Source organism: Lelliottia nimipressuralis (genome assembly GCF_004402045.1).
Lineage (GTDB): Bacteria > Pseudomonadota > Gammaproteobacteria > Enterobacterales > Enterobacteriaceae > Enterobacter > Enterobacter chinensis.
Genome location: NZ_SOMG01000021.1, coordinates 225,275 through 238,069, shown reverse-complemented (window position 1 = coordinate 238,069; position 12,795 = coordinate 225,275). Strand labels below are relative to the sequence as shown.

Genomic DNA, 12,795 nt, shown 5'->3' with positions numbered 1-12,795 from the left:
AGACCACCCCGTGAATGACGCGATCCCCCGCCCGCAGGCGAAAGTCCGTAAAGCGCTGACCCCGCTTCTTGAAATTCGTAACCTCACCAAATCTTTCGATGGCCAGCATGCCGTGGACGACGTCAGCCTGACTATCTATAAAGGCGAAATTTTTGCCCTTCTGGGGGCATCTGGCTGCGGTAAATCGACCCTGCTGCGTATGCTGGCCGGTTTTGAACAGCCCACGGCCGGGCAAATCATGCTCGATGGCGTGGATCTCTCCAGCGTGCCGCCGTATCAGCGCCCGATTAACATGATGTTCCAGTCCTACGCGCTGTTCCCGCACATGACGGTGGAGCAGAACATCGCCTTTGGCCTGAAGCAAGACAAGCTGCCGAAGGCCGAAATTACCGCGCGCGTGGCTGAGATGCTCAGTCTGGTGCACATGCAGGAGTTCGCGAAGCGTAAACCGCACCAGCTCTCTGGCGGCCAGCGGCAACGCGTGGCGCTGGCAAGAAGCCTGGCGAAACGCCCGAAACTGCTGCTGCTCGATGAGCCGATGGGCGCGCTGGATAAAAAACTGCGCGACCGTATGCAGCTCGAAGTGGTGGATATCCTCGAGCGCGTGGGGGTGACCTGCGTGATGGTCACCCACGACCAGGAAGAAGCGATGACCATGGCCGGTCGTATTGCGATCATGAACCGCGGCAAGTTCGTGCAGATTGGCGAGCCGGAAGAGATTTATGAGCACCCGACCACCCGCTACAGCGCGGAGTTCATTGGCTCGGTTAACGTTTTCGAAGGGCTGCTGAAAGACCGTCAGGAGGATGGCGTGGTCATTGAATCGCCGGGGCTACAGCATCCCCTGAAGGTCGATCCGGATAACTCCGTGGTGGATAACGTGCCGGTCTACGTCGCGCTGCGTCCGGAGAAGATCATGCTCTGTGACGATCCGCCTGCCGATGGCTATAACTTTGCCGTGGGCGAAGTGGTCCACATTGCCTATCTGGGCGATCTGTCCATCTACCACGTGCGCCTGAAAAGCGGGCAGATGCTCAGCGCGCAGCTACAGAACGAACATCGCTATCGCAAAGGCCAGCCGACATGGGGCGACGAAGTGCGCCTGTGCTGGGATGCTGACAGTTGCGTTGTGCTGACGGTATAAGGAGCGGCCAATGAGTACACTTGAACCTCCAGCCCGCGCGGGCAAACCGGGCGGCGTTGCCAACTGGCTGACGCGCATGCAGATGAAACACGGCCGCAAGCTGGTGATCGCCATGCCGTACGTGTGGCTGATCCTGCTGTTCCTGCTGCCGTTTCTGATTGTCTTCAAGATAAGTCTGGCGGAAATGGCGCGGGCGATCCCGCCCTATACCAACCTGCTGGACTGGGCCGACGGGCAGCTGACGCTGACGCTTAATCTCGGTAACTTCCTGCAGCTGACGGACGACCCGCTCTATTTCGAAGCGTATCTGCAGTCGCTGCAGGTGGCGGCGATCTCGACGCTCTGCTGCCTGGTGATGGGGTATCCGCTGGCGTGGGCCGTGGCGCACAGTAAGCCGTCGACGCGGAATATTTTGCTGCTGCTGGTGATCCTGCCGTCGTGGACCTCGTTCCTGATCCGCGTTTACGCCTGGATGGGGATCCTGAAAAACAACGGCGTGCTGAATAACGTTCTGATGTGGCTTGGGGTTATCGATCAGCCGCTGACGATCCTGCACACCAACCTCGCGGTCTATATCGGCATTGTGTACGCCTATCTGCCGTTTATGGTGCTGCCGATCTACACGGCGCTGACGCGTATCGATTACTCGCTGGTGGAAGCGTCGCTCGATCTCGGTGCCCGCCCGTTGAAAACCTTCTTTAGCGTCATTGTCCCGCTGACCAAAGGCGGCATTATCGCCGGGTCAATGCTGGTCTTTATCCCGGCGGTGGGGGAGTTTGTGATCCCGGAACTGCTCGGCGGGCCAGACAGCATCATGATTGGCCGCGTGCTGTGGCAGGAGTTCTTCAATAACCGCGACTGGCCGGTGGCGTCTGCGGTGGCGATTGTCATGTTACTGCTGCTGATCGTGCCGATCATGTGGTTCCACAAGCATCAGCAGAAACAGATGGGAGATCACGGATGAACAACTTACCGGTAGTACGCTCCCCGTGGCGAATTGCGATCCTCGTGATCGGCTTTACCTTCCTGTATGCGCCGATGCTGATGCTGGTGATCTACTCGTTCAACAGCTCCAAGCTGGTGACGGTCTGGGCGGGCTGGTCGACGCGCTGGTACAGCGAGCTGTTCCACGATGATGCGATGATGAGCGCGGTGGGGCTGAGCCTGACCATTGCGGCGCTGGCGGCTACAATGGCGTCCGTGCTGGGCACGATTGCCGCGCTGGTGATGGTGCGCTTCGGCCGTTTTCGCGGTTCGAATGGGTTCGCCTTTATGATCACCGCACCGCTGGTGATGCCGGACGTGATCACCGGTCTTGCGCTACTGCTGCTGTTCGTGGCCCTGGCGCACGCCATCGGCTGGCCGGCGGATCGCGGAATGCTCACCATCTGGCTGGCTCACGTCACCTTCTGTACCGCGTATGTCGCGGTGGTGATTTCCTCGCGCATGCGCGAGCTGGATCGCTCCATTGAAGAGGCGGCGATGGATCTTGGCGCGACGCCGCTGAAGGTCTTTTTCATCATTACCCTGCCGATGATTATGCCGGCGGTGATCTCCGGCTGGCTGCTGGCGTTTACGCTGTCGCTGGACGATCTGGTTATCGCCAGCTTTGTCTCCGGCCCGGGGGCGACGACGCTGCCGATGCTGGTCTTCTCCAGCGTGCGTATGGGGGTGAATCCGGAGATTAACGCCCTGGCCTCAATCATCCTCGGCGTGGTCGGAATTGTCGGATTTATCGCCTGGTATTTGATGGCGCGCGCGGAAAAACAGCGTGTGCGCGATATCCAGCGTGCAAGACGCGGCTGAAGGATTTAAAATTTCCAGTGATGTGCCGCGCATGACGCGGCACTGTTTTTCAGGGAAGTAAAAACATTGGGATTATTAAAAAAATCACGTATTACGCACGCGCGTCCTAACGTCCCTGCGCTGGTTCAGGTGGCGGCGCTCGCCATTATTATGATCCGCTGCCTGGATGTGCTGATGATTCTCAACACTCTGGGCGTGCGCGGCATCGGTGAATTCATTCACCGCAGCGTGCAGACGTGGAATCTGACGCTGGTCTTTTTGAGCAGCCTGGTGCTGGTGTTTATCGAGATTTACTGCGCCTTTTCGCTGATCAAAGGACGCAACTGGGCGCGCTGGGTGTATCTGCTTACGCAGGTGACCGCCGCCAGCTATCTGTGGGCCGCCTCGCTGGGATACGGCTACCCGGAGCTGTTCAGCATTGCCGGGGAATCCAAACGCGAGATCCTGCGCGCGCTGTTTATGCAAAAACTGCCGGATATGCTCGTGCTCTGTCTACTCTTCGTTCCGGCTTCCAGTCGGCGGTTCTTCCGCCTGCAATAATGTGTATAATCGCAGCCCTCGTGATTCTTAAGGTTTTCATATGCAGTGCGCACTCTATGACGCCGGACGCTGCCGCTCCTGCCAGTGGATAGAACAGCCGGTCTCTCAACAACTCACCGCCAAAATGGCCGACCTGCAACAGCTGCTGGCAACACACGCGGTGGGCGAGTGGTGCGCACCCGTCAGCGGCCCGGAGCAGGGCTTTCGTAATAAAGCCAAAATGGTGGTCAGCGGCAGCGTGGAAAAACCGCTGCTGGGAATGCTGCATCGCGACGGCACGCCGGAAGATTTAACCGACTGCCCGCTGTATCCCGCCTCCTTTGAGCCCGTCTTTGCCGCACTGAAACCTTTTATCGCGCGTGCGGGCTTAACGCCTTACAACGTCGCCCGCAGGCGCGGCGAGCTGAAATACCTTCTGCTGACGGAAAGCCAGGTCGACGGCGGCATGATGCTGCGTTTCGTGCTGCGTTCGGAAGCTAAGCTGGAGCAGCTTCGCGCGGCGCTGCCGTGGCTTCAGCAGCAGCTTCCGCAGTTGAAGGTGATTACCGCAAACATTCAGCCGGTGCATATGGCGATCATGGAAGGGGAGAAAGAAATCTTCTTCACCGAACAGCACGCGCTGGCCGAGAACTTCAACGGCGTGCCGCTGTGGATCCGCCCGCAAAGCTTCTTCCAGACTAACCCGACCGTGGCCAGCGGCCTGTACGCCACCGCCCGCGACTGGGTGCGTGCGTTAAACATCAATCATATGTGGGATCTCTTCTGCGGCGTGGGCGGTTTTGGCCTGCACTGCGCCACGCCCGAGATGCAGCTTACCGGGATTGAGATTTCAGCCGAAGCGATTGCCTGCGCCAGACAGTCCGCGGCCGAACTGGGTCTGACGAACCTGCGCTTCCAGGCGCTCGACTCCACGCAGTTTGCGACCGGCCAGGGCAACGTGCCGGAGCTGGTGCTGGTCAACCCGCCGCGCCGTGGCATCGGGAATGCGCTGTGCGACTACCTAAGCCAGATGGCACCGGAATACATCGTCTATTCCAGCTGTAACGCGCAGACCATGGCGAAAGATATCGCCAGCCTGCCGGGCTACCGCATTGAACGCGTGCAGCTTTTCGATATGTTCCCACATACCGCGCATTATGAAGTGTTGACGTTGTTAATCCGTAGGCCGGGTAAGGCGTAGCCGCCACCCGGCACGAACCCCGCACAATGTTCAACAAAATGTGAACTCTTCATCCCTGCGAAATCAGGTAAGCTTACGTCATAAGAAATGAATGAAGGCTTACCCATGAAGCAGATCCTGCTGGTGGAAGACGACCACGATATCGCGGCGCTTCTGCGACTCAATTTAGAAGATGAAGGCTACGCAATCACCCACGAGCCCGACGGGGGAAACGCCCTGCAGCGTCTTGAAAAACAGCCGTGGGATGCGGTGATCCTTGACCTGATGCTGCCCAACGTTGACGGGCTGGAGATTTGCCGCCGCATCCGTCAGATGACGCGCTACCTGCCGGTCATTATCATCAGCGCCCGCAGCAGCGAAACTGACCGCATCACCGGGCTGGAAACCGGCGCCGATGATTATCTGGCTAAGCCGTTTTCGGTGCAGGAATTGATTGCACGTATCAAAGCACTGTTCCGCCGCCAGCAGGCGATGGGGCAGGCGCAAACCGACGGTCAAATTCAGGCCCACGGTCTGACCATCGATCCGCTGGCGCGCAGCGTGCTGCTTCACGGCCAGGTGGTGGATCTCACGCCGCGTGAATTCGAGCTGCTCTACTTCTTTGCCCGCCATCCAGGTGAGGTATTTTCTCGTCTGGCGCTGCTGGAGCAGGTCTGGGGCTATCAGCACGAAGGCTATGAGCACACCGTTAACACCCACATCAACCGCCTGCGCATCAAGATTGAGAAGGACGCCGCCGAGCCGGAGATCATTCGCACCGTCTGGGGCAAGGGTTACAAATTTGCGGAGCCGCACCATGATGCGCCGCTTTAGTCTGAGCCAGCGGCTGACGCTGCTGTTCATCCTGTTGATGATGCTCTGCGCCACCGTCGCCTGCGCGGTACAGCTCTACAGCAGTACGCAATACGGTAACGCGATGGTGCAGCGGCTGTCGGGCGGGCTGGCGCAGCAGATAGTCCAGCGTGAACCGATTCTGGACGCGCAGGGCAGGGTCGACCGCAGCGCGCTGAAACCGCTGTTTGACCGGCTGATGACCTTTAATCCGAGCGTTGAGCTGTACGTCGTCTCCCCGGACGGCGATATCCTGGCCGATGCTGCACCGCCGGGCCATATTCAGCGGCAAAAAATCGACCTGGCTCCGGTTCAGACCTTCCTGAGCGGTACCGCTATTCCGGTATTGGGCGACGATCCGCGCAGTCAGAATAAAAAAGTCTTTAGCGCCACGCCACTGCGGAAGGACGGCGAGCTACAAGGTTATCTGTACATTATTTTGCAGGGCGAGGAGTCGAACGCGCTGGCGGACATGGCCTGGCATAAGGCGCTGTGGAGCACGGTGCTGTGGTCGCTGCTGTGGGTCGCGCTGTTTGGGCTGCTGGCGGGCCTGCTGGTCTGGTACTGGGTCACGCGCCCGGTAAAAGAGCTGACGGTCGAGGTCGCCGGGCTGGATCAGGACAGCATGAGCGCAATCAGACAACTGGCGGTACAGACGCCGGACGCGGCGGCAAAGGATGAAGTGGCGCTCCTGCGCAACAGTTTTATCGAGCTGGCACGCAAAATCACCCAACAGTGGGATCAGCTGGCCGACAGCGATCGCCAGCGCCGGGAGTTTATCGCCAATATCTCGCACGACCTTCGCACGCCGCTCACCTCGCTGCTCGGCTATCTGGAAACCCTGTCGCTAAAATCGGCGACTCTGACCCCGCAGGAGCACCAGCAGTATCTCGCTACCGCGCTGCGTCAGGGGCAAAAAGTACGCCATCTTTCACAGCAGCTGTTTGAGCTGGCGCGCCTTGAGCACGGCGGTATTAAGCCGCAGCGAGAGCGTTTCGCGATGGGGGAGCTGATTTCCGACGTGGCGCAGAAGTTTGAGCTCACCGCCCGCACGCGTGAGGTGAATCTGCATATTGACGTGCCGGGACCGCTGCCGCAGGTGTTTGCTGATGTATCAATGATTGAGCGCGTGGTGACCAACCTGCTGGATAACGCAATGCGCCATACGCCGACCGGCGGGGAAATTCGTCTGGCGGTCTGGCAGGAGAATCAACAGCTTCAGGTCGAAGTGGCGGATAACGGAACGGGCGTCGATGCCGCGCTGCGAGAGGATCTGTTCCAGCGACCGTCGGCGTTGACGACCCAGGCATCGCGAGAGAATCGCGGCGGGTTAGGGCTGCTGATTGTGAAAAGGATGCTGGAGCTGCACGGGGGAGGGATCAGGCTGATGGAGTCGGTGAGCGGGGCGCGTTTTCGCTTCTTTGTACCGCTGTAGAATTGCCGGATGACGCTATGCTTATCCGGCCTGCAATTCCCCCCGTAGGCCGGGTAAGGCGAAGCCGTCACCCGGCAAAAGACATTACTGCGGGAACCACTGCTCGCTGATTTTCTGGTACGTACCGTCGGCTTTAATCGCCTTCAGCGCGCCGTTCAGTTTCTCCAGCAGGGCTTTGTTATCCGGACGTACCGCGATACCCAAACCCGTGCCGAAGTACTGTGGATCGGTCACTTTTTCCGTGGCGGTGCCCAGCTGAGGGTTGGTTTTCAGCCACTCGTTCACCACGGCGGTGTCACCGAATACGCCATCGATACGGCCATTTTTCAGGTCGATAATCGCGTTCTGGTAGCTGTCATAGGCCACGGTCTTCACCTCAGGATGTTTGTCCTGCAGGTATTTCTGGTGCGTGGTGCCGTTTTCCATCCCGATGCGTTTGCCTTTCAGCTGGTCAAAAGAGGTGTATGCCCCTTTCTTCGCAATCACCACCGCCGAGTTGGCGTAGTACGGGTCGGTGAACGCAACCTGTTTGCTGCGCTCAGGCGTGATGTCCATCCCGGAGATCACCGCATCGTATTTTTTGAATTTCAGCGACGGGATCAGGCTGTCGAAGGCATGGTTGGTAAAGGTGCAGTCGGCCTGCATTTGTTTGCACAGCGCTTTCGCCAGATCGATATCGAAACCGACGATCTGGTTGCTGGCATCCAGCGATTCAAACGGCGGATAGGTGGCGGAAACGCCAAAATTGATTTTATCCGCAGCGGATGCGCCAGCGGCGAACGTTGCCAGTAATGCGGCCAGAACTAACTTTTTCATTGTAATGCTCCCGTCTGTCTATCTTGTCATTATGCGCCGTGTCTGCGGCATGGATGTACAATGCCAGTTAATGAATTTATATGCAATAAATATGATTAAATATTATTTATTACAATAAAAAAAGCGGATAACCCATTGGGTTACCCGCTTTTAAAATACAGATTTATGCATTTTTCTGGTTAATTTCTGCGCTCAAACGCCAGCGCTTTACGCTCGATCAGGCGCATCATCAGCGTCAACAGACCGTTAACCACCAGATACACCACGCCTGCCGCGCCGAACACCATCACGTCATAGGTGCGTCCGTACAGCAGCTGTCCGTGTCCCATCACTTCCATCAGGGTGATGGTGTAGGCCAGAGAGGTACTCTTGAACACCAGCACCACTTCGTTGGAATAGGAAGAGAGCGCGCGCTTAAAGGCGTACGGCAGCAAAATTGCCAGCGTGTCTTTCTTGCTCATGCCCAGCGCCCCGCAGGACTGCCACTGTCCTTCAGGGATGGCACGGATCGCCCCGTAGAACAGCTGGGTGGTATAGGCCGCACTGTTCAGCGAAAGGGCAATCAGGGCACACAGCCACGGCTCAGAGAGCAGATGCCAGATGACCGGATACTCCTGCAGCGACGGGAACTGCCCCGGGCCGTAGTAAATCAGGAATATCTGCACCAGCAGCGGCGTACCGGTAAACAGGGTGATATAAGCGCGCACAATCCACACCAGAACCGGCGTTTTCAGCGTCAGGATGATGGTGAAAATAAGCGCCAGGATCAGGGCCACGATAATGGACGCCACGGTCAGCGTCAGGCTGGTGTGCAGCCCTTTCATTAGCTCGGGAAAATATTCAAGCATCAGCCTGGTCTCCGTTCAAAACGCGTCGCTCGCAGGTCAATACGCTTGAGGATGTACTGACTGAGCAACGTGATCACCAGGTAGATAGCCGCCGCCACAATGTACCAGGTAAAAGGCTCCTGAGTACGGGTGGCGATACTTTTGGTTTGCAGCATCAAATCGTTAACGCTTATCAGGCTCACCAGCGCGGTATCTTTCAGCAGCACCAGCCACTGGTTGCCGAGGCCCGGCAGGGCATGACGCCACATCTGCGGCATCACCAGACGGAAAAAGATCGCTGATTTCGACAAGCCTAGCGCCTGACCCGACTCCCACTGTCCCTGCGGCACGGCTTTCAGCGCACCGCGCAGGGTTTGCGACGCGTACGCGGAGTAAAGCAGGGAGAGGGCAATCACGCCGCACAGGAACGGACTGACGTCAAAGTTTTCAATCTGCATCTGCACCGGGATCTGCGCAAAACCAAGATTCAGAGTGAAGCCGTCAGACAGCGTGAGCAGCAGCTGTGAAGAGCCAAAATAGATGAACAGGACCACCAGAATTTCCGGTAGCCCACGCAGCACGGTGACCAGCGCGGAGCCTGCCCAGGCGACGGGGAACCATTTTGCTGATTCCCACACCGCAAAGAACATTGCCAGCACGAGGCCGATAACCAGTGCGCAAACGGCAAGGCCGACGGTCATCCCGGCGGCGCTTGCTAAAGGAAAAATTTCATTCATCAGGAATTACTTCTGGAACCATTTTTTGTAGATGGTTTCGTAGGTGCCGTCTTTCTTCACTTTTTCCAGCGCAGCGTTGAATTTCTGCTGCAGCTCAGTGTTGCCCTGACGAACGGCAATCCCCAGACCGGTACCGAAGTAATCCTTATCGGTCACTTTGTCGCCCACTGGCGCCAGTTTGTCGTTGGCTTTCAGCCACTCGGTCACAACCGCGGTATCACCAAATACGCCATCGATACGGCCATTTTGCAGATCCAGCTTCGCGTTCTGGTAGCTGTCATACGGAACGGTGGTGATTTCCGGATGTTTATCCATAATGAATTTCTGGTGCGTGGTGCCGTTCTGCACGCCGACTTTTTTGCCTTTCAGCTGATCAACAGAGGTGAATTTACCTTTCTGACCAATGAACAGGGCGGAGTTGTCGTAGTAAGGGGTAGTAAACAGCACCTGCTTTTCACGCTCAGGGGTGATGTCCATACCGGCCATCACGGCGTCGATACGGCGGAACTTCAGGCTTGGGATCAGGCTGTCGAACGCCTGGTTGCTGAAGGTGCAGGTCGCGTCGATCTCTTTACACAGGGCGTTAGCCAGGTCCACGTCGAAGCCCACAATTTTGTTGTTCGCATCTATAGACTCAAACGGAGGATAAGACGCTTCCGTGGCGAAACGAATGGTCTGGGCTGCGGTAGCGGAAAGGGTAACGCCAGCAAGCAGCACGGCAAGTAATACTTTTTTCATTATATTTCCCCTGACACAATCAATGAGATAAATAGTTTTTGAAGGCATCGGTTTGCGGGTTAGCGAAGCAGCCCGCATCACCTTGCTCAACGATATAGCCGTTTTCCATGTAAACCACTCGGCTGGCGGTTTTACGCGCCACTTCCACCTCGTGGGTGACGATAACCTGCGTAATATTGGTTTCCGCCAGCTCGCGAATGATGCTGACGATCTGGGCGGTGATTTCCGGATCCAGCGCAGCCGTCGGTTCATCAAACAGCAGTACTGCGGGCTCCATCATCAGCGCGCGGGCAATCGCCACGCGCTGCTGCTGACCACCGGAAAGATGCAGCGGATAACGGTCGCTGTAGGGCTTCAGGCGCAGACGCTCCAGCAGCTTTTCAGCACGCGCTATCGCCTGATCCTTGCTTAACCCCAGCACGCGGCACGGGGCTTCAATCAGGTTTTGCAGTACGGTCAGATGCGGCCAGAGATTGTATTGCTGGAAGACCATGCCGACGTTTTGACGCAGTTCGCGAATCGCTTTATCAGACGGCGTTTTCGCAAAATCAAAGTGGTTACCGGCGATAGCCAGCGTACCTGAACGGGGCATTTCAAGCAGATTAAGGACACGCAGAAGGGAGCTTTTGCCTGCACCGCTTGGGCCAAGCAAAACCAGCGTTTCGCCTTCCGGGCAGTTCAGCGTGATGTCAAACAGCGCCTGGTGTGCGCCGTAGAAGCAGTTAATGCCGTTTAGTTTAATACTCATCGGGGCAGTCTTTACTCATCCAGGCAATCTATAGCAATTGAGGCCGCAGATAGTACCGTTGACAGAATAGTTATGCAATATTTATGCGTTAAAAGTTAAATATAACCCGTGTTTCTACTTAAACATAGCACAAAATAGCGAACGGAAAGGTCGGCGAGTATAAATGTCGGCATTCCGCAAGAAATGCCGCACATTTTACGGGGGTAACCGCGTGGTATCGGCGGGTTTAGCGATTCTCAATCGACTGGCGAAGCGTGCCAGCCGGGGCGTGAACGCTGCCGCCAACGTAGCGCACGTCGTCTACCGCCCAGCATTGACCTTCGCGGATCATCAGCACTTCATCCTGCCAGGTTTGGGTACCCTGCGTCAGCTTCACGCGCAGCGGAATATTGCGGGCATCCGTGTTCGGTATGGTTGACGCGCTGGCTACTTCGGCGCTGTCTGGCAGCGTGGTACGGCTGGAGAACGGGTCGGATTTCAGCAGCGCGTTGTGCTGTGGATCGCGGGTGGCGTCGTTAAGCAGTTTTGCCAGGCCGTCGCTCAGATAGGGGCGCAGGCCGGTGAGATCGTTGCTGCGGTGCTGAATGCGATAATCATAGAACTGCTGCGCCACGGTGTCCGGGCCGCCCTCAATGCAGGGGCCGCTGCGGGTACCGATATCCTTAAAGGCTGGCGTGACCGTGGTGGTACAGGCGCTGAGCACCAGCGCGCAGGGCACGAAAAGTGTTAAAGCAGAATAGCGCATGTTGATTTCCTTATTTATTAACTATCCTTTCAATCATAGCGTAACGAACCGATAATGCTGTGCCTAAGGCATTGAACGCTAAAGAAGGAGAGAAACCATGCAGTTTTCAACAACGCCAACCCTGGAAGGGCAGACCATAACCGAGTATTGCGGCGTGGTCACCGGTGAAGCAATTCTCGGCGCCAATATTTTCCGCGACTTTTTTGCCGGTATCCGCGATATCGTTGGCGGCCGTTCTGGCGCATATGAAAAAGAGCTGCGCAAAGCGCGCGAGATCGCCTTTAAAGAGCTCGGCGAGCAGGCGGAAGCCCTCGGCGCTGATGCGGTCGTGGGGATCGATATCGACTACGAAACGGTCGGGAAAGATGCCAGCATGTTGATGGTGAGCGTAAGCGGTACGGCGGTGAAAACCCTCCGATGAGGCGTGCGTTTGCCACACTCCTGCTGGCGCTGTTGCTGGCAGGATGCGTCACGGAAAAAGGGATTATCGATAAAGGTACCTACGAGCTGGATACACGTCATCAGGCGCAGGCGGCATACCCGCGCATAAAGGTGCTGGTAATCCACTACACCGCGGATGATTTTGACAGCTCGCTGGCCACGCTGACGGATAAAAACGTCAGCTCTCACTATTTGATCCCTGCCAACCCCCCGGCACCGGACGGTAAGCCGCGTATCTGGCAGCTGGTGCCTGAAAGCGAACTGGCCTGGCATGCGGGGATCAGCTTCTGGCGCGGCACCAACCGGATTAATGATACGTCGGTGGGCATTGAGCTGGAGAACCGTGGCTGGCAGAAAACGGCCGGGGTGAAGCATTTTACGCCGTTCGCACCTGCGCAAATTGCGGCGCTGGTGCCGCTCGCCAAAGACATCATCTCCCGCTACAGCATCAAACCTGAGAACGTGGTGGCCCATGCGGACATTGCGCCGCAGCGCAAAGACGACCCTGGCCCGCTGTTCCCGTGGCGCGAGCTGGCGCAGCAGGGGATTGGCGCCTGGCCCGATCCCGATCGCGTCACGTTCTATATCAATAGCCGACCGCGCTATCAGGCGGTAGATACCGCCGCGTTACTCGATCTGCTGGCGCGTTACGGCTACGAGGTGCCCGAAAATAGCACCCCCGCGCAGCAGAAACGGGTCATCATGGTGTTCCAGATGCATTTCCGTCCTCAGCTGTGGAACGGCGTCGCTGACGTCGAAACGATGGCTATCGCAGAAGCCCTTTTAGAGAAGTACGGGCAGGGGTAA

At 57.3% G+C, this 12,795-nt stretch carries 15 protein-coding genes; 9 read left to right on the top strand and 6 right to left on the bottom strand.

Going from position 1 to position 12,795, the window contains the following annotated elements; all coding sequences use genetic code 11:
* The first annotated feature begins 10 nt into the window (after positions 1-10).
* The 7 genes from potG (at position 11) to E3U32_RS14105 (ending at position 6,936) form a co-directional block, all read left to right on the top strand.
* Complete coding sequence (potG, locus tag E3U32_RS14135) at positions 11-1,144, top strand: putrescine ABC transporter ATP-binding subunit PotG (RefSeq protein WP_134349289.1); 1,134 nt, start codon at positions 11-13, stop codon at positions 1,142-1,144.
* A 10-nt stretch (positions 1,145-1,154) separates the two neighbouring features.
* Complete coding sequence (gene potH / locus E3U32_RS14130; protein WP_134349288.1) at positions 1,155-2,108, top strand: putrescine ABC transporter permease PotH; 954 nt, start codon at positions 1,155-1,157, stop codon at positions 2,106-2,108.
* The gene (gene potI, locus E3U32_RS14125; protein WP_029739447.1) at positions 2,105-2,950 is read left to right on the top strand and encodes a putrescine ABC transporter permease PotI; all 846 of its coding nucleotides are present in this window, start codon (positions 2,105-2,107) and stop codon (positions 2,948-2,950) included. Before potH ends, potI begins: the two co-directional genes overlap by 4 nt.
* Before the next feature lie 42 nt (positions 2,951-2,992).
* Positions 2,993-3,490, top strand: coding sequence for a YbjO family protein (locus tag E3U32_RS14120; RefSeq protein ID WP_134349287.1), 498 nt, complete (start codon positions 2,993-2,995; stop codon positions 3,488-3,490).
* A gap of 40 nt (positions 3,491-3,530) precedes the next feature.
* Entirely contained in the window at positions 3,531-4,670 is a 1,140-nt protein-coding gene (rlmC, locus tag E3U32_RS14115) for a 23S rRNA (uracil(747)-C(5))-methyltransferase RlmC (protein ID WP_134349286.1), read from the top strand.
* A gap of 105 nt (positions 4,671-4,775) precedes the next feature.
* Positions 4,776-5,483, top strand: coding sequence for a response regulator transcription factor (locus E3U32_RS14110; protein ID WP_059310675.1), 708 nt, complete (start codon positions 4,776-4,778; stop codon positions 5,481-5,483).
* Positions 5,467-6,936 carry a sensor histidine kinase gene (locus E3U32_RS14105; RefSeq protein ID WP_134349285.1) on the top strand — a complete coding sequence of 490 codons (1,470 nt, stop codon included), beginning with the start codon at positions 5,467-5,469 and terminating at the stop codon, positions 6,934-6,936. The genes E3U32_RS14110 and E3U32_RS14105 overlap by 17 nt, the downstream gene beginning before the upstream one ends.
* A gap of 84 nt (positions 6,937-7,020) precedes the next feature.
* Here E3U32_RS14105 and artJ read toward each other — a convergent pair whose 3' ends face one another.
* The 6 genes from artJ to E3U32_RS14075 form a co-directional block, all read right to left on the bottom strand.
* Positions 7,021-7,752: an arginine ABC transporter substrate-binding protein ArtJ gene (artJ, locus tag E3U32_RS14100; protein ID WP_021240923.1), complete on the bottom strand. Its 732-nt coding sequence runs from the start codon at positions 7,750-7,752 to the stop codon at positions 7,021-7,023.
* 179 nt (positions 7,753-7,931) lie between these two features.
* Entirely contained in the window at positions 7,932-8,600 is a 669-nt protein-coding gene (gene artM / locus E3U32_RS14095) for an arginine ABC transporter permease ArtM (RefSeq protein ID WP_025756070.1), read from the bottom strand.
* On the bottom strand, positions 8,600-9,316 hold the full coding sequence (gene artQ, locus E3U32_RS14090) for an arginine ABC transporter permease ArtQ (protein ID WP_134349284.1): 717 nt from the start codon (positions 9,314-9,316) through the stop codon (positions 8,600-8,602). The genes artM and artQ overlap by 1 nt, the downstream gene beginning before the upstream one ends.
* Before the next feature lie 6 nt (positions 9,317-9,322).
* Positions 9,323-10,054, bottom strand: coding sequence for an arginine ABC transporter substrate-binding protein ArtI (gene artI / locus E3U32_RS14085; RefSeq protein WP_008500032.1), 732 nt, complete (start codon positions 10,052-10,054; stop codon positions 9,323-9,325).
* A 19-nt stretch (positions 10,055-10,073) separates the two neighbouring features.
* Positions 10,074-10,802, bottom strand: coding sequence for an arginine ABC transporter ATP-binding protein ArtP (artP, locus tag E3U32_RS14080; RefSeq protein WP_134349283.1), 729 nt, complete (start codon positions 10,800-10,802; stop codon positions 10,074-10,076).
* A gap of 226 nt (positions 10,803-11,028) precedes the next feature.
* A complete protein-coding gene (locus E3U32_RS14075; protein ID WP_045908429.1) occupies positions 11,029-11,547 on the bottom strand; it encodes a lipoprotein in 519 nt (172 codons plus the stop codon).
* Positions 11,548-11,644: 97 nt separating this feature from the next.
* Between E3U32_RS14075 and E3U32_RS14070 the strand changes: the two genes are divergently transcribed.
* Positions 11,645-11,968 carry a heavy metal-binding domain-containing protein gene (locus E3U32_RS14070; RefSeq protein WP_023310944.1) on the top strand — a complete coding sequence of 108 codons (324 nt, stop codon included), beginning with the start codon at positions 11,645-11,647 and terminating at the stop codon, positions 11,966-11,968.
* Positions 11,965-12,795, top strand: coding sequence for an N-acetylmuramoyl-L-alanine amidase (locus tag E3U32_RS14065; RefSeq protein ID WP_134349282.1), 831 nt, complete (start codon positions 11,965-11,967; stop codon positions 12,793-12,795). Before E3U32_RS14070 ends, E3U32_RS14065 begins: the two co-directional genes overlap by 4 nt.